Genomic DNA, 23,709 nt, shown 5'->3' on the forward strand with positions numbered 1-23,709 from the left:
GCACCGCCTGCCAGCTCAGCAGGGGCTTTTTTCTCTGAAATATTTACATTTCCTCGCAGCGCCCGTCCTCTGTACGCTCCCCTTTTTACCTTGTTCTGCGTCAATAAAATCGCAAACTTGTTTGATGCAAATCACTATATGTAGCACTTAAAATGCCGTCCCGGCGCTACATATTGTATTAATCGCCTATTATTCCAACAACGCCGTGGATAACCGTTTAACTATGGAGAGAACATGACCCCGCATGTGATGAAGCGAGATGGCTGTAAGGTACAGTTCAAATCAGAGCGTATTCAGGAAGCTATTCTGCGCGCCGCCGCTGCGGCGGGCGTTGATGATGCCGACTATTGCGCTACCGTCGCAGAGGTGGTCAGACAGCAGATGCAGGCGCGATCGCAGGTAGACATCAGCGAGATCCAGACTGCAGTGGAAAACCAGCTGATGGCTGGCCCCTATAAGCAGCTGGCGCGGGCCTATATTGAGTATCGCCACGACCGCGATATCGCCCGCGAGAAGCGCGGCCGCCTGAATCAGGAGATCCGCGGCCTGGTAGAGCAGACCAACTCCGCCCTGCTCAATGAGAACGCCAACAAAGACAGCAAGGTGATCCCGACCCAGCGCGATCTGCTGGCGGGCATCGTTGCCAAGCACTACGCCCGTCAGCACCTGCTGCCGCGCGACGTGGTGCTGGCCCACGAGCGCGGGGATATCCACTACCACGATCTCGACTACTCCCCCTTCTTCCCGATGTTTAACTGCATGCTAATCGACCTCAAGGGGATGCTGACCCAGGGCTTCAAGATGGGCAACGCCGAGATCGAACCGCCAAAGTCTATCTCTACCGCCACGGCGGTTACCGCGCAGATCATCGCCCAGGTGGCGAGCCACATCTACGGCGGCACCACCATCAACCGTATTGATGAGGTACTGGCTCCCTTCGTGACCGCTAGCTTCGACAAGCACCGCAAAACGGCGGAGGAGTGGCAGATCCCTGACGCCGACGGCTACGCCCGCTCGCGCACCGAGAAAGAGTGCTACGACGCCTTCCAGTCGCTGGAGTACGAGGTCAATACCCTGCACACCGCCAACGGCCAGACGCCGTTCGTGACCTTTGGTTTTGGGCTGGGCACCAGCTGGGAATCACGCCTGATCCAGCAGTCAATTCTACGCAACCGCATTGCCGGTCTCGGTAAAAACCGCAAAACGGCGGTGTTCCCGAAGCTGGTATTCGCTATCCGCGACGGGCTGAACCATAAGCCTGGCGACGCTAACTACGATATCAAGCAGCTGGCGCTGGAGTGCGCGAGCAAGCGTATGTACCCGGATATCCTCAACTACGATCAGGTGGTGAAGGTGACCGGCTCCTTTAAAACCCCGATGGGCTGCCGCAGCTTCCTTGGCGTGTATGAAGATGAGAACGGGGAGCAGATCCACGACGGGCGCAACAACCTCGGCGTCATCAGCCTGAACCTGCCGCGCATCGCCCTGGAGGCGAAAGGCAACGAGGCGGCGTTCTGGACGCTGCTCGACGAGCGCCTGATGCTGGCCCGCAAGGCATTGATGACCCGCATTGCGCGTCTGGAAGGGGTGAAGGCCCGCGTTGCACCGATCCTCTATATGGAAGGCGCCTGCGGCGTGCGGCTGAAGGCCGACGATGAGGTGTCATCGATCTTTAAGAACGGCCGCGCCTCGATTTCGCTGGGCTATATCGGCATTCACGAAACCATTAACGCCCTGTTTGGCGACACGCACATGTACGACAGCGAGATGCTGCGTGCAAAAGGCATCGCCATCGTCGAGCGGATGCGCCAGGCGGTAGACCAGTGGAAAGACGAGACCGGGTACGGCTTCAGTCTATACAGCACGCCGAGCGAAAACCTCTGCGACCGCTTCTGCCGTCTCGATACCGCCGAGTTCGGCGTGGTGCCGGGCGTCACCGACAAGGGCTACTACACCAACAGCTTCCACCTCGACGTGGAGAAGAAGGTTAATCCTTACGACAAGATTGATTTCGAAGCACCCTACCCACCGTTAGCCAGCGGCGGCTTTATCTGTTACGGCGAGTACCCAAACATCCAGCACAACCTGAAGGCGCTGGAGGATGTCTGGGATTACAGCTATCAGCACGTGCCCTACTACGGCACCAATACGCCGATCGATGAGTGCTACGAGTGCGGCTTTACCGGCGAGTTCGAGTGCACCAGCAAAGGCTTTACCTGCCCGAAATGCGGCAACCACGACGCCGCCCGCGTCTCGGTCACCCGCCGCGTCTGCGGCTATTTAGGCAGCCCGGATGCCCGGCCATTTAACGCCGGCAAGCAGGAAGAGGTGAAGCGCCGCGTCAAGCATTTGGGCAACGGGCAGATTGGGTAATGCAGTATCACCAATATTACCCTGTCGACATCGTTAACGGCCCCGGCACGCGCTGTACGCTATTCGTTTCGGGGTGCGTGCACGAGTGTCCCGGCTGCTATAACAAAAGCACCTGGCGGCTCAACTCGGGCAAGCCCTTTACCGCCGAGATGGAAGACCGGATTATTAACGATCTCAACGATACGCGGATCAAACGTCAGGGCATTTCGCTCTCCGGCGGCGATCCGCTCCATCCGCAAAACGTGCCGGATATTCTCCGGCTGGTGCAGCGCATCCGTGCCGAATGCCCCGGAAAGGATATCTGGGTCTGGACCGGCTACAAGCTGGACGAGCTAAGCCGTGACCAGCTGGCCGTCGTCGATCTGATTAACGTGCTTATTGACGGTAAGTTTGTTCAGGATCTGAAAGATCCCATGCTGATCTGGCGCGGCAGCAGCAATCAGGTTGTTCACTACCTGCGCTAGTCTGGCGCAGGCTTTTATTAAATCATTTCCCCTCATTGCCGATAACTTTTCTGTCTCGTTTATCCAACGCAGATGTAGTCACCTCCCTTGGGGGCACTGTTCTCCTGCCTTCTACACAGCATATTTTTTTCGGAGATGATGATGAATAGCATAGAAAAAATAAGCGCCGTCAGTGCGCAGGGTGATTCGCATTTATCTAACGGCGATAATCCCTCTACTCTGCTAAATAACAGCAAATTAGCAGAGATTAATAGCGATAATAATACGACAAATTCTGACGACAGCAGCACGAAGATAACGCTCACGTCTAAAACGCAGGATGAGATCGATAAACAGCAGCAGATAAAAAAAGAGGAGATAAAGAAGACCGACTATACAATGGAATTAACCGGTATTCCGCTGTATGGCGGCCGTCTCATCTCAGTCACTCAATACCCAAACGGCAGCGAAGAGATTATTGACACCCTGTCCGGGCAGCGAATAACGCGACAGGATCTTCAGCAGACTATTTCCCCGGCGGAGGTGAAGGTGGTAGAGGCCTATAATAATCCTGATAGCGTGGGGGAATAAAACAGGTCAGGCGGGAGGTGACTCCCGCCGTTAAGCAATGAGAAAACGATTAGCGGAACTTCTGGTGATAGGTATTGCGGGTGGTTTTGAACCCTTCTGCCGCCGCCTGCGCCTCTTTGACCTTACCGGCATTGGCCAGCTGCAACGCCCCGTCGATCTGGCCGACCAGAATATCAAACCCGTGACGATAGTCTTTCATCTCCGGGCTGTCCGGCGCTTTGTCTTCCATTTTCGGCGGCGTCGCCTTCTGCGCGTCCAGCGCGGCGGTGCGCATCTTGGTTAATGCGTCCTTCATTTCCGCCGCATCATCCGTTTTCTGTACCACTTTCAAATTATCGTTGAGGGTCTCCATATCCTCTTCCAGATCTGCCGCAAACGCGGCAGAAGAGGCCAGAACGAGAGAGGAGACTGCTAACATCGCTAACAACGTTTTCCGCATTGCTCATGTCCTTTTATTATTGTCAAAATGGCTTACTGACCGGCGATCTTCATCTCCGGCAGCAGCACAGAACCACACTGTATATTGCTGCGTGTTTCAATATCGTCACCAATGGTCACCATATTGCGCCACATCTCTTTGAGGTTACCGGCGATAGTAATTTCGCTCACCGGATACTGAATTTCACCGTTCTCGACCCAGAAGCCCGCTGCGCCGCGAGAGTAGTCGCCGGTAATTCCGCTCACGCCCTGGCCCATCAGCTCGGTGACCACCAGCCCGGTGCCCATCTCTTTCAGCATTTGCTCAAAGTTAAGGCCCTGGCCCTTAATACGCCAGTTATGGATACCGCCCGCGTGACCGGTGCTTTTCAGCCCCAGCTTGCGTGCGGAGTAGCTGGTCAGCAGCCACTGGGTCAGGATGCCATCCTTGATGATGTCCCGACGTTCGGTGCGCACGCCTTCGCTGTCGAACGGCGTTGAGGCCAACCCTTTCAGCAGGTGCGGATGCTCCTCGATGGTCAGCCACTCCGGAAGGATCTGCTTGCCGAGGGAGTCCAGCAGGAAGGTGGATTTACGGTAAACCGCGCCGCCGGCAATCGCCCCGACGAGGTGACCAAACAGCCCGGTAGCGACTTCGTTAGCGAAGATCACCGGGGCTTTCATGGTGGAGAGCTTGCGCGGCGCGAGGCGTGCCAGGGTGCGTCTGGCGCACTCGTCTCCCACCCACTCCGGCGACTTAAGATCGCCCAGCGCACGGCCCATGGTGTAGGCGTAGTCGCGCTCCATGTCACCGTTCTCTTCAGCAATCACGCAGCTGGAGAGCGAGTGGCGGCTGGAGCAGTAGCTTTGCAGCATGCCGTGGCTGTTGCCGAAAACTTTAATTCCGTAGTGGCTGTTGAAGCTGCCGCCTTCGGTGTTGGTGATGCGCTTGTCCGCCTTCAGCGATGCCTGCTCGGCACGGGCGGCCAGCTCAATGGCCTGATCCGGCGTGATCTCCGCCGGGTGGAAGAGATCCAGATCCGGAGCCTCAAACGCCAGCAGCTCGCGGTCCGCCACGCCGGCAAACGGATCCGGCGAGGTGTAGCGGGCGATATCCAGCGCCGCCTGTACGGTACGGGCGATAGCGTCCGGACTCAGGTCGGTGGACGAGGCGCTGCCCTTGCGGTTTTGATGATAAACGGTGATGCCCAGTGCGCCATCGCTATTGAATTCAACGTTCTCCACCTCACCGTAGCGGGTGCTGACGCTAATACCGGTAGTCTTCGATACCGCCACTTCTGCGCCGTCTGATTTACCTGCGGCTAAGCCCAGGGCGGTGGAGACGGCTTCTTCCAGTGCTTTGCGTTGCTCTGCAACTTGTGTGATTACTTTCATCGCCAATGCCATAATGTAAGGGGAGTTTTAAAGAAGTCTAACAGAGAACCCATTCTCAGTGTGCTCCCAGGGTGTTAGTATTAGCCTCTTTTTTAAGGAGCCTGAGATGACCAAGCAGCCCGATGACTGGCTCGACGACGTACCCGGTGATGATATCAACGATGAAGATGATGAGATCATCTGGGTCAGTAAAAGTGAAATTAAGCGCGATGCGGAAGAGTTAAAACGCCTCGGCGCAGAGATGGTAGACCTGGGCAAGAACGCCCTCGATAAGATCCCGCTGGATGACGATCTGCGCGCGGCCATTGAGCTGGCGCAGCGCATCAAGAAAGAGGGCCGCCGCCGCCAGATGCAGCTGATTGGCAAACTGCTGCGCCAGCGCGATGTCGAGCCGATTCGCCAGGCGCTGGACAAGCTGAAAAACCGCCATAACCAGCAGGTGGCGTTCTTCCACAAGCTGGAGCACATTCGCGATCGCCTGATCGCCGAGGGTGACGACGCGGTGCCAGAGGTGTTAAACCTGTGGCCCAACGCTGACCGTCAGCAGCTGCGCTCGCTGATCCGTAACGCGCAGAAAGAGCGCGACGGCAACAAGCCGCCGAAGTCCGCGCGTCTGATCTTCCAGTATCTGCGCGAGCTGTCGGAAGCCGAAGAGTAGTTTGTAAAATGCCCGGTAAGCGTTAGCGCCACCGGGCAATTCCCCTATTTCTTCTCTAACCTGTCCAGCAGCTTCTGGTGGATGCCACCGAAGCCGCCGTTGCTCATCACCAGAATGTGATCTCCCGGCTGGGCGGTTTTCACGATCATATCCGTCAGGGCATCGACATCCACATGCCAATGGGCAGGCTGCACGCAGGCCTCTGCCACTTCCGATACCTGCCAGGGAATATGCTGCGGTTGCAGCAGGAAGACCTCATCGGCCCGGCCCAGCGACGGGGCCAGATCGTCCTTGCACAGCCCCATCTTCATGGTATTCGAGCGCGGCTCCAGCACCGCAATAATACGCGCCGTGCCGCCGACCTTGCCGCGCAGCGCGGCGAGGGTAGCCAGAATCGCGGTCGGATGGTGGGCAAAGTCGTCGTAGACGCTGACGCCGTTGGCGGTGCCGCGCAGCTCCAGACGGCGACGGGCGTTGACGAACGTGCCGAGGGCGTTAGCCGCATCCGCAGGCGTGACGCCGACGTGGCGGGCGGCGGCAATCGCCATCAGGCCGTTATGCATATTGTGCTCGCCAACCAGATCCCACTTCACCTGGCCGACGCGCTCGCCGTCCAGCAGCACTTCCCACTGCGAGGCGTCGTTAGTGAGCTTTTTCGCCTGCCAGTGGCCCTGCTCGCCCACCTGCTCCTGCTCGCTCCAACAGCCCATCGCCATCACCTGCTTCAGGTTGATGTCGTTCTCCGGCAGGATGATCTTGCCCTGCCCCGGCACGATCCGCACCAGGTGGTGGAACTGCTTCTGAATCGCCTTCAGATCGTCAAAGATGTCGGCGTGATCGAACTCAAGGTTGTTGAGGATCAGCGTGCGCGGCGCGTAGTGCACGAACTTGGAGCGCTTATCAAAGAAGGCGCAGTCATACTCGTCGGCCTCAATCACGAAGAACGGACTCTCGCCCAGGCGCGCGGAGACGTCGAAGTTGCCCGGCACGCCGCCGATCACAAAGCCAGGCTTGTAGCCGCAGGCTTCGAGGATCCAGGTCGCCATGCCCGCCGTGGTGGTTTTACCGTGGGTACCGGCCACCGCCAGCACCCAGCGGTCGCGCAGCACAAAGTCGTGCAGCCACTGCGGGCCGGACATATAAGGGATGCTCTTCTCCAGCACCGCCTCAACGCACGGATTACCTCGCGTCATGGCGTTACCAATAATCACCAGATCCGGAGCCGGATCGAGCTGGCTGGCGTCGTAACCCTGAATTAAAGAGATGCCCTGCTTCTCCAGCAGGGTGCTCATCGGCGGATACACATTGGCGTCCGATCCCGTTACTTCATGACCTAAAGCACGTGCCAGCAGCGCCAGCCCGCCCATGAAGGTTCCACAAATTCCTAAAATATGAATGCGCATACGTCGGTCCTTATTTTAACTGGCGCCTATTTTACTCACATGTCCGGCCCAGAGAAACGCATTTAAGCGGAATCTCACTCTGGCTGGCGCGATTCACCTGTGCGCATTAATTCGGATCTTTGTTAGTATTGTTACAGTCGCTTTACTCCACATTAATTGCAGGGAAAGTGTTATGAAAACGTTAGGTGAATTTATCGTTGAGAAGCAGCATGATTTCTCCCATGCCACCGGGGAACTGACCTCGCTGCTGTCGGCGATAAAGCTGGGCGCCAAAATCATCCACCGCGATATTAATAAAGCGGGGCTGGTCGATATTCTGGGGGCCAGCGGGGCCGAAAACGTGCAGGGCGAGGTGCAGCAAAAACTTGATCTGTTCGCGAATGAAAAACTGAAGGCGGCGCTGCGTGCGCGCAATATCGTGGCCGGTATCGCCTCAGAAGAAGAAGATGAGATCGTTGTTTTTGATGGCTACGAGCACGCGAAATACGTGGTTCTGATGGATCCGCTGGATGGCTCCTCCAACATTGACGTTAACGTCTCCGTTGGCACCATCTTCTCTATCTACCACCGCGTCACGCCGGTAGGCACCCCGGTCACCGTGGAAGATTTCCTGCAGCCGGGCAACAAACAGGTCGCTGCGGGCTACGTGCTCTACGGCTCCTCAACCATTATGGTTTACACCACCGGCTGCGGCGTGCACGCCTTCACCTACGATCCTTCCCTTGGCGTCTTTGCCCTCTGCCAGGAGCGCATGCAGTTCCCTGAGCTGGGTAACACCTACTCCATTAACGAAGGCAACTACATGAAGTTCCCGCAGGGCGTGAAGAAGTACCTCAAGTTCTGCCAGGAAGAGGATAAGCTTAGCCACCGTCCCTACACCTCACGCTATATCGGCTCGCTGGTGGCGGACTTCCACCGCAACCTGGTGAAAGGCGGGATCTACCTCTACCCAAGCACCGCGACTCACCCGGAAGGCAAGCTGCGCCTGCTGTACGAGTGCAACCCGATGGCCTTCCTGGCCGAGCAGGCGGGCGGCAAGGCGAGCGACGGTAAAGAGCGTATTCTGGATATTATTCCGGAGTCGCTGCACCAGCGCCGTCCGTTCTTCGTCGGCACCAACACGATGGTTGAGGACGTAGAGCGCTTTATGCGCGAGTACCCGGACGCCTAACCCGCAGTCACGTTACCCTCTCCGCCCGGAGAGGGTAAATTGTTTTAGCCTGCGGCCTGCAGGCGGAATGAGGCCATAGCGGCCACCAGCTCGCGGGACTGCTGCTCCAGGGAGTGGGTCGCGGCAGAGGACTGCTGCACCAGCGCGGCATTCTGCTGGGCGGTTTCATCCATCTGGTTCACCGCGATATTCACCTGCTCAATACCCCGACTCTGCTCGTGGGACGCATTCGCAATCTCCCGCATCAGCTTCGTCATGCGCGTCACTTCGCTGGCGATCTCATCCATCGTCTCACCGGCCTGCATTGCCAGATTGCTACCCTCCCCGACGTGAGTCTGCGAGTCGGTGATCAGGGTGCGGATCTCTTTCGCCGCGTCGGCGCTGCGGCTCGCGAGATTACGGACTTCGCCCGCTACCACGGCAAAGCCACGGCCCTGTTCCCCTGCCCGCGCCGCTTCTACCGAGGCGTTAAGGGCCAGAATGTTGGTCTGGAAAGCAATGCCGTCGATAACGCTAAGAATATCGGCGATGCGCGCCGAGCTGCCGGAGATATCCTGCATCTTCTCGATCACGTAGCAGACCATTTCGCTGCCGCGATCGGCAGTATCAGAGACCGTCTTCGCCAGCTGGTGTGCCTGCTCGGCGTTGGCGGCGTTCTGCTTCACCGTGGCGGTGATCTGCTCCATGCTGGCGGCAGTCTGTTCAAGGGAGGAGGCGGTAGATTCGGTGCGCTGGGCCAGATCGACGTTGCCTGCGGTTAACTCCCGGCTGCCGGTATCAATCTGCGCGCTGGCATCGCGAACGCGGGTCACCGAGCTCACCAACGAATGACGCATGTTCTCAATGGCGGCGTTGAGGCGGGAGAACTCTTTGCTGGTCATCTCAGCCTGCGCGGGCGTCAGGTTGCCCGCCGCCACCTGCTCCAGCTGCTGGATAGAGACGCTAAGCGGCTTAAGCAGCATATGGCGCAGCGCCAGCCACGCCAGGGCAATGATGCCGGCGGTCACCAGCGCGGCGATGACGATCAGCGCCATCACCCGTTTTTTGCTCGCCTGCACCGCGTTTACTTCCGCCTTACCGCGTGCTTCGCCCCAGTTCAGAAACGCCTGCATATCGTTATCAAACTGGCGCGATACCGGCACCAGCTGGTTCTCCAGCAGTGAATAGTAGTCGTCTGCACTCTGCTGGTTGAGCGCCGTCAGCATCGGGACGATGCCCTGGGTGTTGTATGCCTGATAGCTTTTGGCGACCGCCGCCAGCAGGGCCTGGCCGCTCGCGTCCTCTACGCCCGCGCCGATGGTCTCCTGCAACTCTTTCTGGGCCTGCGCCACTTCGCTATTGATGTTTTTTACCGACTTGCCTGCGTCGTCTAACAACCCGACCTCCATCATGCGCACTGCCTGTCCGGCTTCGTTGCGCGCGCGCAGGATCAGGGTGTAGCCCTCGTTCAGGCGCGCCATCTGCTCACCCTGAAGGTGATTAATGCGCTGTAGCGAGGAGGAACTTTGGGTCAGGGCATAAATACCGATGCCGCTGACCAGAAGGAGAAGTAACGTCATTACGGCCAGCAGAGAGAGCAGGCCTGTGCGAATCGAAAGCGTTCTAAGCATGATGGCGATCCCGGTAGCAGAGAGACTTCGTAGCGTGAATAGTGCTGATTCGAACAGTTATCGACCGCTACCGGGAAAGCTTTAGCTATTTTTTAACCATATCAAAAAGTTATGACTTCGTTGCCGGGATGCTCACTCGCGTTACCGGAGAGTTCTGCCGGTTCTCCCACAGCACCGTCAGGCCGCGTTGCAGGGCGATAAAGATAAACAGCAGAATGCCGATGGCGATCTTTGTCCACCACGAGCTGAGCGTGCCGTCGAAGTTAATGTAGGTCTGGATCAGCCCCTGGATCGCCACGCCAAACAGCGTGCCTAACACCGTCCCCACGCCGCCGCTGAGCAGCGTGCCGCCAATCACCACCGAGGCGATAGCGTCCAGCTCTACCCCAACTCCCGCCAGGGCATAGCCTGCCTGGGTATAGACAGAGAAGACAATGCCCGCCAGCGTCGCCAGCCCGGTTGAGAGCATATAGATGCGGATCGTGGTGCTGCGAGTTGAGATGCCCATCAGGTTGGCCGAGGTAGCGCTGCCACCGATGGCATAGACCTGATTACCAAAGCGCGTGCGGTGGGCGAGGAAGATGCCTATCACCACCACGCCCAGCATCAGCAGCCCCATCGCGCTCAGGCGACCGCCGCCGGGAATTTTCCACGCCAGGCTGGAGAGGGTGTCGTAGATCGGGTGGTTAATGGGAATCGACTCTTCAGAGACCAGGTAGCTGACGCCGCGCAGGAAGAACATCCCGGCGAGGGTGATGATAAACGCCGGGATCTTCAGGGCGTCGATCAGCAGGCCCATAAAGGCACCGAAGGCGCAGCCCATCGCCAGCACCAGCGGGAAGGCTAGCAGAGGTGAGATCCCCCAGAAGCCTATCGCCTTCGCCAGAAAGACGCCGGTAAAGGCGATCACTGACCCCACCGAGAGGTCAATGCCGCCGGAGAGGATCACGAAGGTCATGCCAACGGCGATAATCCCCAGAAAGGCGTTATCGGTCAAAATGTTGCAGATAACCCGCGTCGAGGCGAAGCCCGGAAACTGGGTCAGGCAGTAGAGATAGCCGAGCACGAACACGCCGAGCGTGATCATCAGCGGCAGGTTACGTTTTATCATGACCACGGCTCCTCTTAATCAGATCGATAAAGCGCGGCGACTGCACAATCAGCACGCACATCACGACGATGGCCTTCACGACCTGGTTCAGCTCCGGCGGGAAGCCCGAGAGTAAAATGCCGGTGTTCATTCCCTGGATAATTAGCGCCCCGACAATCGACAGCAGCAGGTTAAAGCGCCCGCCCATCAGCGAGCCACCGCCAATCACCACCGCGAGGATGGCATCCAGCTCCAGCCACAGCCCGGCGTTGTTGGCATCCGCCCCGCGAATGTCCGCCGTGACGATGATGCCCGCAATGGCGGCGCAGACGCCGCTCAGGACGTAGGTCAGCATTACCATTAGGCGGGTATTCACCCCGGCGTTCTTCGCCGCGCGGATGTTGATCCCCACCGCTTCAATAAACATGCCCAGCGCCGTCTTGCGGGTAAAGAGCCAAAACACCACCAGCGTTACCAGAGCGATAATCACCGGGGTCGGGAAAAGCAGCAGCGAGCCGCTGCCGAGCCAGGAGAGGCTGGGGGCGTTAAAGGTGACGATCTGCCCGGAGGTGATCAGCTGTGCTACTCCGCGCCCGGCGACCATCAAGATCAGGGTGGCAACAAAGGGCTGGATCTTGAGGATAGCCACCAGCACGCCGTTCCACAGCCCGGCCAGCACGCCGCTGCCGATTGCCGCCAGCAGCACAATCGGCAGGCTGTGCCCGGCTACGGTCATCGACGCCGCCGTTGCCCCGGCAATTGCCATAATGGCCCCTACGGAGAGGTCGATCCCACCGGTGGCGATCACCAGCGTCATGCCGATTGCCAGCAGCGCCACGGGTGCAGCGCGGTTAAGAATATCAATAGGGCTGCCGAACAGCCGCCCATCCTGCAGAACGATCTGGAAAAAATGCGGCGCAACCAGGCTGTCGACCAGCAGCACCAGGATCAGCGCCACCAGCTGCGGCATACCCGTCGGCCAGCTTATTCGCCGCTTCGGCTGGCCGGTTTGCGGAAGGGAACGGGGCATCACACTCTACTCCTTATGCCGCGATGGCATTCATGATCGCTGGAACTGAAAGTTCCGCGAGCGGGATCTCTGCCACCTGCTTGCGGTCGCGCATGATGATCACCCGATCGGCATAGCCAACCAGCTCCTCCAGCTCGGAGGAGATCACCAGCAGCGCTAAGCCGTCGGCGCACAGGGTTTCAATAAGCCGGATGATTTCGGCATGCGCCCCTACGTCGATGCCGCGCGTCGGCTCGTCGAGGATCAGGAACTGGGGTTTGGTCAGCAGCCAGCGGGAGAGCAGTACCTTCTGCTGGTTGCCGCCGGAGAGAAACTCAATCGGCTGCTCGGCGCTGGGGGTGCGAATACCCAGCTGACGAATAAAGCGCTCGGCGATCTCGTTCTGCTCCCGGCGGGGAATGGGCCGCAGCCAACCGCGCTGGGCCTGCAGGGCGAGAATGATATTCTCCCGCACCGAGGCCGCAGCAATAATCCCGTCGGTTTTGCGATCCTCGGGACAGAAGCCGATCCCCAGGCTCGACGCCTGATGTGGCGAGCGCAGAGTCTGCGGCTTGCCTTTGATGAGCGCCTTGCCGCTGTCGGCGGGCTTGATGCCGAAGATCACCTCGGCGGTTTCGGTCCGCCCGGAGCCTAACAGCCCGGCGAGGCCGACGATCTCACCGGGACGCACTTCAAAACTAAAGGGGGCGATGGTTCCCTTCTTGCCAAAATCAGTGAAGGCGGCCACCGGCTTGTCGCTGAGCAGCGTCCGGCCCGCCCGTTGCAGGGCGTTGCTCTCCAGCTCGCGCCCCAGCATCATTTTCACCAGTTCGATCTGCGGCAGCTCGCGGGTTTCGCGGCAGCCGACAAAGCCGCCGTTGCGCAGAACGGTGATGCGGTCGCTGACCTCATACACCTGATCGAGGAAATGGGTGACGAAGATCAGGCTTACCCCCTGGGCGCGCAGCTGGCGCATCAGGGTGAAGAGCATCTCCACTTCCTGGGTATCGAGGCTGGCGGTAGGCTCATCAAGGATCAACACCTTCGCCGAGAGGTCGATGGCGCGACAGATAGCCACAATCTGCTGCATCGCTACCGAAAAACGGTTCAGCGGCTCGCGCACGTCAAGCGAGAAGCCGTAGGAAGCCATCAGCGCCGTGGCGCGGCGCTCCATCTCTTTACGCTGCAGGAAACCAAAGCGCCGCGGCTCGCGGCCGATAAACAGGTTATCTGCCACCGACATGTTCGGCAGCAGGTTAACCTCCTGATAGACCGTCCCAATGCCCAACTGCTGGGCATGGGCGGTGTTTTTAGGCGAGATCGCCTGGCCTTCGAGGCGGATAACGCCGCGATCGGCATGGTAGACGCCGGTCAACGCCTTGATGAGCGTTGATTTACCGGCCCCGTTCTCACCGAGGAGGGCCATAATTTCGCCCCGGCGCAGGCTAAAGTTGACGTTATCAAGCGCCTTTACGCCGGGGAAAAATTTACTTAACCCTTCGGTACTCAGAATTTCCTGGTGTTGGTCGGTGGTCATGATGGCCTCCCCGAAACGAACCTGATACGACTTGATGCCACAGCACCCTGTAGGCCGGATAAGACGCCTGCGTCGCCATCCGGCGCGGCATTGCCTGATGGCGCTACGCTTATCAGGCCTACAAAACCATGTTTACCATGGCCCATGAAGCTCAGGCTCAGTAACCCATATTTTTCTTCTTCTCGAGCTCTTCTTTCGCCGTATCCGGCAGGTAGAGCGTCGATTTGGTCATGGTCATCTTCTCAGGCTGGGTGCCATCTTTTTTGAATTTCTCCAGCGCGTCGAAGGCCGGGCCAGCCATGTTTGGCGTCAGCTCAACGCTGGCGTTGGCTTCGCCTTCAATCATCGCTTTAAAGATATCCGGCACGCCGTCGATGGAGCCGGTCAGAATATCTTTGCCCGGCTTCAGGCCTGCCTCTTTGATAGCCTGAATAGCGCCGATGGCCATATCGTCGTTATGGGCATAAACCATGCAGATGTTCTTGCCGTTGTTCTCGGCTTTGATAAAGCTCTCCATGACCTCTTTCCCTTTACTGCGGGTAAAGTCGCCGGACTGGGAGCGGATAATTTTGATATTTGGTGCTTTAGCAATGGCGTCAGCGAACCCTTTTTTACGGTCAATCGCTACGCTCGCTCCTACCGTGCCCTGTAGCTCGACAACGTTACACTTCTTATCGCCGACGGTTTTGATCAGCCACTCGCCGATCAGCTGGCCTTCCAACACGTTATTGGCGGTCACCGTGGTCATGTAGAGCGACTTATCTTTCACATCAATAGAGCGGTCGAGGAGGATCACCGGGATCTCGGCATCTTTAGCCTCTTTCAGCACCGGCTCCCAGCCGGTCGCTACTACGGGAGCAATAAAGATGGCATCCACCCCCTGGGCGATGAAGGAGCGCACCGCCTTGATCTGGTTCTCCTGTTTTTGCTGACCGTCGGCGACTTTCAGCGTAATACCGCGTTTTTCAGCTTCGCTTTTCGCAACGTTGGTTTCAGCGGCTCGCCAGCCGGACTCGGAGCCGACCTGTGAAAAACCGACGGTTAACGGGGCTGCCATCGCCATAGACGACATGGCTGCTGAGACTGCTGTGACCAGAAGTAAGCGCTTCCACATAATAACGTCCTCGTAGGGGTGATTATTGTTTGGCTAAAAGATGTTCGCGAAGAGACTATAGCGAATGAAAGATGTTACGAATTGCGTTACATCACACTTCAAAAAAGTAAATAAAACGTTAATCACAAGTTTGTAATCGCTTTCATTTTGCTATGAAAAATGCGGCTGAGGTTATGTACTTTTCAGTCATGTGAATGGTCTGAGAAACGCGCGATTGGTACGGGGAAAGCGAAAACAGGCGAAGACTTTCAGCGTGAGTTGGCTATAATACCCGGCACTTGTTTGCCACACATTTTAAAGGAAACAAACATGAGCTTACTGAACGTACCGGCGGGTAAAGATCTGCCAGAAGACATCTACGTAGTTATCGAGATCCCGGCAAACGCCGATCCGATCAAATACGAAATCGACAAAGACACGGGCGCGCTGTTCGTTGACCGCTTCATGTCTACCGCGATGTTCTATCCGTGCAACTACGGCTACATCAACCACACCCTCTCCCTGGACGGTGACCCGGTTGACGTGCTGGTCCCGACCCCGTACCCGCTGCAGCCGGGTTCAGTGGTTCGCTGCCGTCCGGTTGGCGTGCTGAAGATGACCGACGAAGCGGGCGAAGATGCCAAGCTGGTTGCGGTTCCGCACACCAAGCTGAGCAAAGAGTACGATCACATCAAAGACGTGAACGACCTGCCGGAACTGCTGAAAGCGCAGATCACCCACTTCTTCGAGCACTACAAAGATCTCGAGAAAGGCAAATGGGTTAAGGTTGACGGCTGGGATAACGCCGAAGCGGCGAAAGCTGAAATCGTGGCCTCTTTCGAGCGCGCTGCGAAGAAGTAATATTTGCCCGCAGTATAAACAGAAACACCGCCCTAACGGCGGTGTTTTTTTATGGATAAAACAGCGCCACCCGAAGGTGGCGCTGCTGTTAGTCCCGATCCCTGTCTAACCAGTTCCCGGTCTCTATCCGCGTGTGATCATCCACCGATAGCTGGTACACGTACATCCATGCACTGCCGTACGGTGTCTGAATCAATTGACGCTTGTACTCCCCGCCAGCGGTGCGGAGCTGATCCAGCTCGGCCAGGGTCTCGGCGTCAATACGGTAAACTTCACCCAGCACATGGCCCGGACCGGGCACCGCACCAGGGTAGTGCCCCAGACTGTATAGTTGATAATTCTCAACGCTGTGATCGCCCAGCCATTGAGCGTTAGTCATCCAATGACTGTTACCTTGCTTGCGTCGTAAACTGCCGTAAACAAATATTCGCATTGCTAAAACTCAAACTGATAGAGCAGATCTAGTGCCTGGTCTACGCCAGACACCGCTTCCAGATATAGCTTAGGCATTAGGCGATAGCGTAACGTAAGCGTCGCCAGAGAGTCAAAAATACCCACGCCATACTTCACCTGCAATCCCGGCAGAACATAGCCACTGACCACCACCTGGGAGGAGTCGCCTACGCCCTGCGTGTCCAATGCCAGATTGCTAACGCCAAAGGTCTCGCCGATTCGACCCACAACCTGTCCGCTCTGGGCAACGCCCAAGCCCACCAGCGCCGACGTCATCGCTGCGCTGTCGCTCTGTGTGCTCTCCAGCCCCTGGCCGCGAAGCAGATAGGAGAGTGCTTCCTGCTGCGACATCGCCGGGTCAGAGAAGATCTCCGCCTTCGGTTCGTCGGCAGTTCCGGTCACACGTACGCCAGCTATAACGTCGTTTTCAGTGGATTCCGGGTTACGGATCGCTTCGATGTTAAGCAAAGGTTGATCCGGCGGACCCGAGAACAATAACTCACCTTTGCGCACAATCAAATCCTGACCGTACGCGTGGAAGCGACCTTCGGGAATATTAATCTGCCCGTTTAAACCAAGTCCTTGTTTATCCTGAGCAACTTTAAGATCGCCCGTTAAGCGTGCTTTTAAGCCAAACGCGTCCAGACGCACGTTATTGCCCACGTGAACGGTTAAATTACTGTTGATCGGGATGCCTGCGGTCTGTGGCTCCTCCGGCTGCAGCTGGTTGTTAAGCATCACTTCGTCGCTGGAGACCCCTACCGCGCTCTCCGGTACGTCGTGAACCACGATGCGCGCCCATGGCACGTCAATGCTGCCGTCGAGAGTGAAGAGCTGCGGCGTGGCCTCAAATACCACGTCCGGGGAGGCATCAAGACGGACCATCGGCGGGACGGTAATGCGTACCCGGCTGCCCTTCGCCGCAATCCGTGCGCGCCAGTTGTCGATCTGGCTCCAGTCGGCGTTACCGCTCAGGTTAATCTCGCCCTGCCGCGTGCGGACTACCCCTTGCAGCGTCGAGCTTTGACCGTTGAAGTTCATCGCCACCTGGCTAGGCTGCATCTCAAACGGCATAAAGTTGGCGTCGATATCCACGCCGTTCAGCCCCATCTGGCCAAACAGCTGCGGACTCTGCACGTTGCCCGCCAGCCGCAGGTTCGCGTTGAGCGTACCCGCTGCCTTCTCGCCTCGGGAGAAGATGGCGTTGATCATCGCGATGGAGAAGTTGCGGATATTGACCGTGCCGCCGAGGTTACGCTGCCCCTGAGGATCGGTGACCTGCACCTGGCCGTCAAACTGACCGTTATTGGTCAGGCGCATCATCCAGCCGAGATCGGCGCGGTTATCACGCAGCCTGGCATTGAGGTTAAGCGTATCGAACGCCACCCGCAGCGGCGCATCGTTGACGGTCTGCGTCACCCGCACGTTGCGTCCGGCCAGGGTCACTTCACCCTGCGGCAGCCCCGGTTTGGTGGTATCCCAGCTGACATCCGCCCGGCCGCTGAACGATCCGCTGGCCTGGGTGGTATCTGGCATAAAGGGTTTCAGCATCGCCAGGTCGAAGCGGTTCAGGTTAACCACCGCCCGCCCCTCTGCGCCTGCGTCCACGGTCTGAGGTACGCACAGCTCCGCATTAGGGTTCGTCCAGCAGTGCGGCCCAATGCTTACCTTCTGCTCCTCGCCACGGTAGTCGAGGGCGATGGCGCGATTCAGCGACCACGGCCCGACCGGGGTAGCAAAACGCGTATCGCTCAGGGTGCCTTTCCAGCGCTGGTTAGCGCGATCAAAGCTGCCCGCCAGGCGGAGCTGGCCGGACACCGGCTCGCCCTGCGCCCGCAGGTTCAGCTCATGCTGCTTCTCGCTGCCTTTGGCATCCAGGGTGACCAGGCTCAGGTTAACGCCCGGCTGCACGATGCGCTCCACGCGGGCGGTGAGGTTACCGGCGATCTGATCGGTGGACTTTATGTCGCCCTCAACGCGCACGCGGGCGATAGAGAGCTCCTGCCAGCGCAGGTTGTTGGCGGTGATATCCGCCTGCACCTGCGGCGCATCCACTGTGCCCCGTACTTTGACTAACCCCTTCGCCGTGCCGCCCAGGCCCGGCAGCGCGTTATCCAACCCCGGTGCGTCGATGTTGGCGTCGAGATTCAGCGCCTTCACGCCCAGCTCGCCTTTGACGTCGGCGCTGTTACGCCCCAGCTCAAGGTGCAGGCCCGGTACGGTCCACTGCATATAGCTGTTGCCCTTGAGCGAACCGTTGACGTTAACTTTGTTGTTCTTGACGTTGCCGGTGATTTTCATCTCCGGCACTTCCATCTGCCAGCTGCCGCCGTAGAGGCTGCCGCGGGTTTTAATCAGGCCGTTGAGCTTCGACGGCCAGTCGGGCACCTCTTTGGCCGTATTGATGCCGTTAAGCGTCAGCTCCCCACGCCAGCTGATGGCCTGCTGCCAGTCGAGCAGCGCCTTCAGCTCGGTTTTACCCTCCAGCGCGGCGATGGTCAGCTTGTCGAGATTGATCTGCTGCTCGTTGCCTTTCGCGTCCAGCGTGATGGTCGCAGGCGGAACCTGCTGCCCTTTTACCGCCGTGCGGAACGAGAGGGTGTAGTCGGTCATCTTACCGCTCAGCTTCAGCCGCAGGTCGTCAGCCTGGTACTGCCGTTCGCCGGTAAAGGGCCAGTAGAGCTGCTCGCTAATGATGTCCAGGTTCAGAGGCAGCCCGGCCTCTGCCAGCTGCGTCTTCGCCCGCAGCACCATGTCCACTGGGCCAGAAAGGTTAACCCCCACGTCAAGCGTCTCGCGCAGTGCGCCGCCGATCTTGAGCTTCATCTTCTCGCCCTTCAGGGGATCGACGTTCAGCGTGCTGTTGAGGGTGATATCGACCGGCCAAGTGTTGCTCAGCTGCGCCGTGCCGGTGGCGTTAACCGTGCCCTGATTTGAGTCGATATCAAGGGTGTCGAGCCGGGTGTTGCCGTCGATGCTACTCACCTTCAGCAGCAGGTTGCGCACCACAATGTCGGTATCACCGGTAAGGCGCAGCTGCTCACCGCGAAACTCTTCAATATTGAGGTTGAGCGGTAGATGAACGTCGGTCATCTCCGGCAGCACCGGCTTAGAGAAGAGATCCTTCAGCGTTTCACCCAGAGGCTTCTCCTCGGGCTTCGGCTGCTCGATCTTCGGCTCGACGATCTGCTCCTGAGCCACGTCGGCCACCTTCGGCAGGGCAATCAGCAGCCCCTGTAAGGAGGTGGGCTTAACGGTCAGGTTTTTCTCCTGCCAGTTCAGGCCGGTGGAGAAATCCATCACCGAAACGGTGGTGTTATCGATCTTGATATTGACGTTGTTCAGCGCCACTCGGCTGAGGGTAATCGGATAGGGGGTAGAGAGATCGAGCGGCCCGCTATCCTCCTCCTCCACCTGAGCGGCAGGCGGCATCTTGGTGCTATCTACCGTCACGTTAATGTCTTTTAGCGACAGATCGTTAACGCACAGGCTGCTGTCCCGCAGGCAGGCAAGCTTGACCGCAAGGTGGATCTCGCCGGCGTTAACCGCCACGCCGGGCTGGTCATAGCGAATATTACGCAGGGTCAGGTCGCGCCAGCCGCCGGTAACCTGGCCAATCTCCAGCCCCGGCACCCAGCGGTTCGCGGCCTTAAACAGAATATGCAGCCCGCTGGTGGTGCCCACCAGGAACGCCACCGCCCCCAGTAGCAGCACAATAAACACTACCACTCCGAGGCTTATCTTCTTCCATAAACTCATAATTCAGGCCCCAGACCGATGTAGAACTGTAGATCGTGTTTATCGTCGTCGGCGATGGGCACGGCAAAATCAAGCTTTATCGGCCCGACCGGCGACTGCCAGCGCACGCCCACGCCTGCGCCGGTTTTAAAGTCGCTGCGACGAATGTCGCTCACCGCCTCGCCGCTGTCGATGAAGGTCGCGCCCCACCACTTGCCGGTAACGTTGTACTGATACTCCAGCGAGCCGGTTGCCAGCTTCGAGGCCCCCTTCAGCTTGCCTTCGCTATCCTCTGGTGAAATCGATTTGTATTTATAGCCACGGATGCTGCGATCGCCCCCGGCGAAGAAGCGCAGATCTGGCGGCACGCGGTCGAAGTCGCCGGTTTCGATCCAGCCCAGATTGCCGCGTACGACAAAGCGGTGGCGATCGTAGAGGGTACGGATCCAGACGTTCTGCGCCTGCAGTACCGAGAAGTCGACGTCGGAACCCCAGGCGGTGTTGGAGTAGTCGATGGAGTAGCGCTGGGAGTCGCCCCAGGTCGGCATCAGGCCGCCGCGGGAGCGGGTCCGGCTAATCATCACGCCAGGGTAAAGCAGCATGGTGGTGTTGGTCACGCTGCCCTGGGTAAAGTGATCCAGACTCCAGCGCAGGTTAATGGCGCGCTGCCAGCCGCTAGAGAGATCCCAGTAGCGGGAGAGCGCCAGAGTAGTAGAATCCGCCTCGGTATCGTTAAGATCGGTACGCTTAAAGCCGCCCTGCACCAGGTAGTACTGCTCCAGCGGGTTTTTCAGCAGCGGCATCTTGTAGCTAAAGTCGAGCTGCTGCTCAGGGGCGGAGATGCTGGTAGAGGTAGTAAAGCTGTGGCCGTAGGAGTTGATCCACGGCTTGCGCCAGGTGGCCTTCACGCGCGGACCCACGTCGGTGGAGTAGCCCACCCCGGTCTCTATCGTATTCTGCGTCCGCGGCGAGACCACGCCATGCAGCGGCAGCACCTTGGTTTTACGGGATTTTTCAAACTCTGGGGCAACAATCACCGAGTTAAACCAGCCGGTGGCGGAGAGACGGCGGTTCAGCTCCGCCAGATCCTTGGTTTGATACTCATCGCCCTCTTTAAAGGGCACCAGGTTTTGCAGATATTCGTCGCGGATCTGTGAGCCTTCAAACGTCACCTTGCCGAAGCGGTAGCGCTGCCCGCTGTCGTAATCGATATCCCAGAATGCCTGATGACGGTCGAGGGCAATGCCGAGCTGGCTTTTGTTGAAGGCGCTATCGAAGTAGCCTTTGCGCAGCGCCACGCTGGTGAGGCCCTTCTTAAAGCTGTCGTAGTCGTTGTGGTTCAGCACGGTGCCGATCGCCGGACGGGTTTTTAGCAGATCGAGGTAATCACTGTCGGTGCGCGCTCCGCCGCGCAGGATCACATCCGTCCCCCCTACGCGCACAGGCGTGCCGGGCGAGACGCGGGCGATTAGCACCTGACGGCCCTTCGCCGGCGGCGGACGCAGTTCAAAATCGATGGTCGGCTCATAGTAGCCCAGCGCTTTTAATCCATCGCGGATAGCATCATCAACGCGAGCGCGGAAACGCTGGTCCGCCGTTACTTCATCACTCTCAATGGTCGAAAGCTGGGCGCGAACGTTTTTTTGCAGCGCGCCCGATAACCCCTCCACCTGTAAACGGACGTTTGCCGCTAAGGCCGTCCCGCTTACCAGCAGCAGGGTAGTGAAACCTATCAGTCGGATGTGTGGCACGTTCTCTCCTGAATATCAGGCTCCCTGAGGTAAGGAAACCGAAATGCCGCTCCCCGGCTTAACAAATAACCCAACATAATGGGTTGAAAAATGGCTGGCTAGCCCAATATTTCTTAATGTTTAAATCTAGCCGTATTTGCAGCATTTATTGTGTTCAATTCAACGCTGCGTTACAACCTCGATCACACATCTGTTCCTGGGAGGCCACACCGTGAGTCTATTTGATAAGAAGCGCCTTGTTACTCAAGCGGATGCATTGCCAGGACGCAATACACCTATGCCGGTTGCCAGTTTGCATGCCGTTAACGAGCACTCAATGACTAACGTCCCCGAGGGAATGGAGACCGCGCTGTTTGCGATGGGCTGCTTCTGGGGCGTAGAGCGCCTGTTCTGGGTGTTGCCCGGCGTCTACAGCACCGCCGCAGGCTACGCGGGCGGCTATACGCCGAATCCGACCTACCGCGAAGTATGTTCCGGCCAGACCGGCCACGCTGAAGCCGTGCGCGTGGTGTATGACCCGAGCGTGATTAGCTACGAGCAGCTGTTGCAGGTCTTCTGGGAGAACCACGATCCAGCCCAGGGCATGCGTCAGGGCAATGACCATGGCACCCAGTACCGCTCAGCGATTTATCCGCTGACGCCGGAGCAGGAAACGGCTGCGAAAGCGAGCCTGGCCCGCTTCCAGGCGGCGATGCGCGCTGCCGGGGACGATCGCACCGTGACCACCGAGATCAAAACCGCTGGCCCGTTCTACTATGCCGAGGACGATCACCAGCAGTATCTGCACAAGAACCCGTACGGGTACTGCGGGATCGGTGGGATTGGGGTGTGTCTGCCGCCGCAGACGGTCTAGCGGAGTAATTGTGCCACGCAGGTGCGTGGCACAATTGTATTTTGTCAAATACGCGTTACATATCTAATGACGACTCCGTTTCAAAATACTTCTTTTAAATTTAAGCATGATTCAGTTTCATAATGCTTCTTTTATATTTAACATAGTCTAAGAACTGTTTCCCTTTGTCCTTACCCCATACCACGTCATCGTATGCGTTGTGCACCTTACGTCCAAAGCTCATCCCAAAATTAGCGATGCCAAAAGCAGTCGAGATAAATGATAAATCTTCTGCCACCTGGGGATTTTTCTCCCTGACTGCCGCACTGGCAATGCTAAATCCAGTACTTGAAAGATTTAATATAGCATTGATGGACTCATAAATTAATTTTGTGTTACTCAGACCACTATCAACATTTTCAGCTGTAGAGAAAATGTTTATTTCTACACCAGAGACCTCTTCAAGAACCTCTTCTACCGCTACTACAACATCAAATTTTTCAATCCTTGGCGAAATAGCTTCAACGACCTCGGTTATAGTATGAGTGGTGCTTTTTAATTCACCGGCTTCATTAATAAGTGAAACGGGTTTATTAACAGCTTCCCAGAGATGTTCCGCCCCCCGGGGGGCTAAGTGCTTCATAGCTCTAACAAGGCGATCCACTGGAGAGTATGTTGATGTGACAACATGGATAATACCGAAAGCAAAAGAGGCTTTTTCTAATTTAACAGCTGCTTGAGGATTATTTTCACCTACCATATAGGCGCTATAGTTTGTTATAGCTGATGCGATTTTCGTACCATAAGTTAACGTATATTTAGTCATCATTCCTACTTTTGATGCTACCGATGCAGCGGTTTCTTCTGTAAACACATATTTAAGAAGAGAAGCAATACCAGCAATAAACCATTTAAAAATCCCATGACCACTTGGATCGGTAAAATTCACTGGATCGTTCTCACAATAAGCATAAGGGTTAATCCCTCCAACCCCGAATGGACTTTCGTTGTCCGGACAGTTAAAGCGCATTAGTATGGGATTATAGGCACGATAGCCATTGCCCAGATGTGATACTCCAGTCAGGGGATCCTGCCGCTCGCCGTTATAGCCGGGAAACGTGCTATTAGCCGAATTATTACCGCTGCCAAATGCAGAGTAAAGATTAACCTGCTGATTACTGCCGTCGTAAGCCAGCTGTGTACTATTATTTTGATTCACACCAAGAAGTTGTATAGCCATAATTTAAACTCCTATTAAGAGATAAACATGCCGACAGAACATCG

The 23,709-nt window shown here is 57.4% G+C and carries 19 protein-coding genes; 7 read left to right on the forward strand and 12 right to left on the reverse strand.

Annotated elements, in window-relative coordinates:
* Window positions 1-234 precede the first annotated feature (234 nt).
* From nrdD to EV102420_RS02460, 3 genes are all read left to right on the forward strand, one after another.
* Window positions 235-2,373 (forward strand): anaerobic ribonucleoside-triphosphate reductase, encoded by a 2,139-nt coding sequence (nrdD, locus tag EV102420_RS02450; protein WP_042388403.1) that lies wholly within the window; start codon window positions 235-237, stop codon window positions 2,371-2,373.
* Window positions 2,373-2,837 (forward strand): anaerobic ribonucleoside-triphosphate reductase-activating protein, encoded by a 465-nt coding sequence (gene nrdG / locus EV102420_RS02455; protein WP_042388407.1) that lies wholly within the window; start codon window positions 2,373-2,375, stop codon window positions 2,835-2,837. The genes nrdD and nrdG overlap by 1 nt, the downstream gene beginning before the upstream one ends.
* Before the next feature lie 141 nt (window positions 2,838-2,978).
* Window positions 2,979-3,407 carry a hypothetical protein gene (locus tag EV102420_RS02460; protein ID WP_131405988.1) on the forward strand — a complete coding sequence of 143 codons (429 nt, stop codon included), beginning with the start codon at window positions 2,979-2,981 and terminating at the stop codon, window positions 3,405-3,407.
* A 49-nt stretch (window positions 3,408-3,456) separates the two neighbouring features.
* Here EV102420_RS02460 and cybC read toward each other — a convergent pair whose 3' ends face one another.
* Together cybC and pmbA are read right to left on the reverse strand one after the other, a co-directional pair.
* Window positions 3,457-3,846: a cytochrome b562 gene (gene cybC, locus EV102420_RS02465; protein WP_042388409.1), complete on the reverse strand. Its 390-nt coding sequence runs from the start codon at window positions 3,844-3,846 to the stop codon at window positions 3,457-3,459.
* A gap of 32 nt (window positions 3,847-3,878) precedes the next feature.
* Complete coding sequence (gene pmbA, locus EV102420_RS02470; RefSeq protein WP_042388412.1) at window positions 3,879-5,231, reverse strand: metalloprotease PmbA; 1,353 nt, start codon at window positions 5,229-5,231, stop codon at window positions 3,879-3,881.
* 94 nt (window positions 5,232-5,325) lie between these two features.
* On the opposite strand from pmbA, the gene yjgA reads away from it, so the two are divergent.
* Window positions 5,326-5,877, forward strand: a complete 552-nt coding sequence (gene yjgA, locus EV102420_RS02475; protein WP_042388415.1) for a ribosome biogenesis factor YjgA — start codon at window positions 5,326-5,328, stop codon at window positions 5,875-5,877.
* Between the two features lie 44 nt (window positions 5,878-5,921).
* On the opposite strand, the gene mpl is transcribed toward yjgA, so the two are convergent.
* Complete coding sequence (gene mpl / locus EV102420_RS02480; protein WP_042388417.1) at window positions 5,922-7,280, reverse strand: UDP-N-acetylmuramate:L-alanyl-gamma-D-glutamyl-meso-diaminopimelate ligase; 1,359 nt, start codon at window positions 7,278-7,280, stop codon at window positions 5,922-5,924.
* Window positions 7,281-7,452: 172 nt separating this feature from the next.
* Between mpl and fbp the strand changes: the two genes are divergently transcribed.
* Complete coding sequence (gene fbp / locus EV102420_RS02485) at window positions 7,453-8,451, forward strand: class 1 fructose-bisphosphatase (protein WP_042388419.1); 999 nt, start codon at window positions 7,453-7,455, stop codon at window positions 8,449-8,451.
* A gap of 44 nt (window positions 8,452-8,495) precedes the next feature.
* On the opposite strand, the gene EV102420_RS02490 is transcribed toward fbp, so the two are convergent.
* From EV102420_RS02490 to ytfQ, 5 genes are all read right to left on the reverse strand, one after another.
* Window positions 8,496-10,061 carry a methyl-accepting chemotaxis protein gene (locus EV102420_RS02490; protein ID WP_042388420.1) on the reverse strand — a complete coding sequence of 522 codons (1,566 nt, stop codon included), beginning with the start codon at window positions 10,059-10,061 and terminating at the stop codon, window positions 8,496-8,498.
* Window positions 10,062-10,170: 109 nt separating this feature from the next.
* Window positions 10,171-11,172 (reverse strand): galactofuranose ABC transporter, permease protein YjfF, encoded by a 1,002-nt coding sequence (yjfF, locus tag EV102420_RS02495; RefSeq protein ID WP_042388421.1) that lies wholly within the window; start codon window positions 11,170-11,172, stop codon window positions 10,171-10,173.
* On the reverse strand, window positions 11,159-12,184 hold the full coding sequence (gene ytfT / locus EV102420_RS02500; RefSeq protein ID WP_106403888.1) for a galactofuranose ABC transporter, ATP-binding protein YtfT: 1,026 nt from the start codon (window positions 12,182-12,184) through the stop codon (window positions 11,159-11,161). Before ytfT ends, yjfF begins: the two co-directional genes overlap by 14 nt.
* A gap of 10 nt (window positions 12,185-12,194) precedes the next feature.
* A complete protein-coding gene (gene ytfR / locus EV102420_RS02505) occupies window positions 12,195-13,697 on the reverse strand; it encodes a galactofuranose ABC transporter, ATP-binding protein YtfR (protein ID WP_042388425.1) in 1,503 nt (500 codons plus the stop codon).
* Window positions 13,698-13,854: 157 nt separating this feature from the next.
* Complete coding sequence (gene ytfQ / locus EV102420_RS02510) at window positions 13,855-14,811, reverse strand: galactofuranose ABC transporter, galactofuranose-binding protein YtfQ (protein ID WP_042388427.1); 957 nt, start codon at window positions 14,809-14,811, stop codon at window positions 13,855-13,857.
* Window positions 14,812-15,120: 309 nt separating this feature from the next.
* Here ytfQ and ppa point away from each other — a divergent pair, with 309 nt between their 5' ends.
* Window positions 15,121-15,651 (forward strand): inorganic diphosphatase, encoded by a 531-nt coding sequence (ppa, locus tag EV102420_RS02515; protein ID WP_042388429.1) that lies wholly within the window; start codon window positions 15,121-15,123, stop codon window positions 15,649-15,651.
* Between the two features lie 88 nt (window positions 15,652-15,739).
* Here the strand turns inward: ppa and EV102420_RS02520 are convergent, their stop codons facing one another.
* The 3 genes from EV102420_RS02520 to tamA are packed head-to-tail and all read right to left on the reverse strand — an operon-like array spanning window position 15,740 to window position 21,593.
* A complete protein-coding gene (locus tag EV102420_RS02520; protein ID WP_042388432.1) occupies window positions 15,740-16,084 on the reverse strand; it encodes a gamma-glutamylcyclotransferase family protein in 345 nt (114 codons plus the stop codon).
* Between the two features lie 2 nt (window positions 16,085-16,086).
* A complete protein-coding gene (gene tamB / locus EV102420_RS02525; RefSeq protein ID WP_042388434.1) occupies window positions 16,087-19,863 on the reverse strand; it encodes an autotransporter assembly complex protein TamB in 3,777 nt (1,258 codons plus the stop codon).
* The gene (gene tamA, locus EV102420_RS02530; RefSeq protein ID WP_042388435.1) at window positions 19,860-21,593 is read right to left on the reverse strand and encodes an autotransporter assembly complex protein TamA; all 1,734 of its coding nucleotides are present in this window, start codon (window positions 21,591-21,593) and stop codon (window positions 19,860-19,862) included. The genes tamB and tamA overlap by 4 nt, the downstream gene beginning before the upstream one ends.
* 211 nt (window positions 21,594-21,804) lie before the next feature.
* On the opposite strand from tamA, the gene msrA reads away from it, so the two are divergent.
* Window positions 21,805-22,446: a peptide-methionine (S)-S-oxide reductase MsrA gene (msrA, locus tag EV102420_RS02535; RefSeq protein ID WP_042388438.1), complete on the forward strand. Its 642-nt coding sequence runs from the start codon at window positions 21,805-21,807 to the stop codon at window positions 22,444-22,446.
* 100 nt (window positions 22,447-22,546) lie between these two features.
* Here msrA and EV102420_RS02540 read toward each other — a convergent pair whose 3' ends face one another.
* On the reverse strand, window positions 22,547-23,665 hold the full coding sequence (locus EV102420_RS02540; RefSeq protein WP_042388441.1) for an RHS repeat-associated core domain-containing protein: 1,119 nt from the start codon (window positions 23,663-23,665) through the stop codon (window positions 22,547-22,549).
* Window positions 23,666-23,709: the final 44 nt, after the last annotated feature.

The sequence above is a fragment of the Pseudescherichia vulneris NBRC 102420 genome (assembly GCF_000759795.1).
GTDB classification, from domain to species: domain Bacteria; phylum Pseudomonadota; class Gammaproteobacteria; order Enterobacterales; family Enterobacteriaceae; genus Pseudescherichia; species Pseudescherichia vulneris.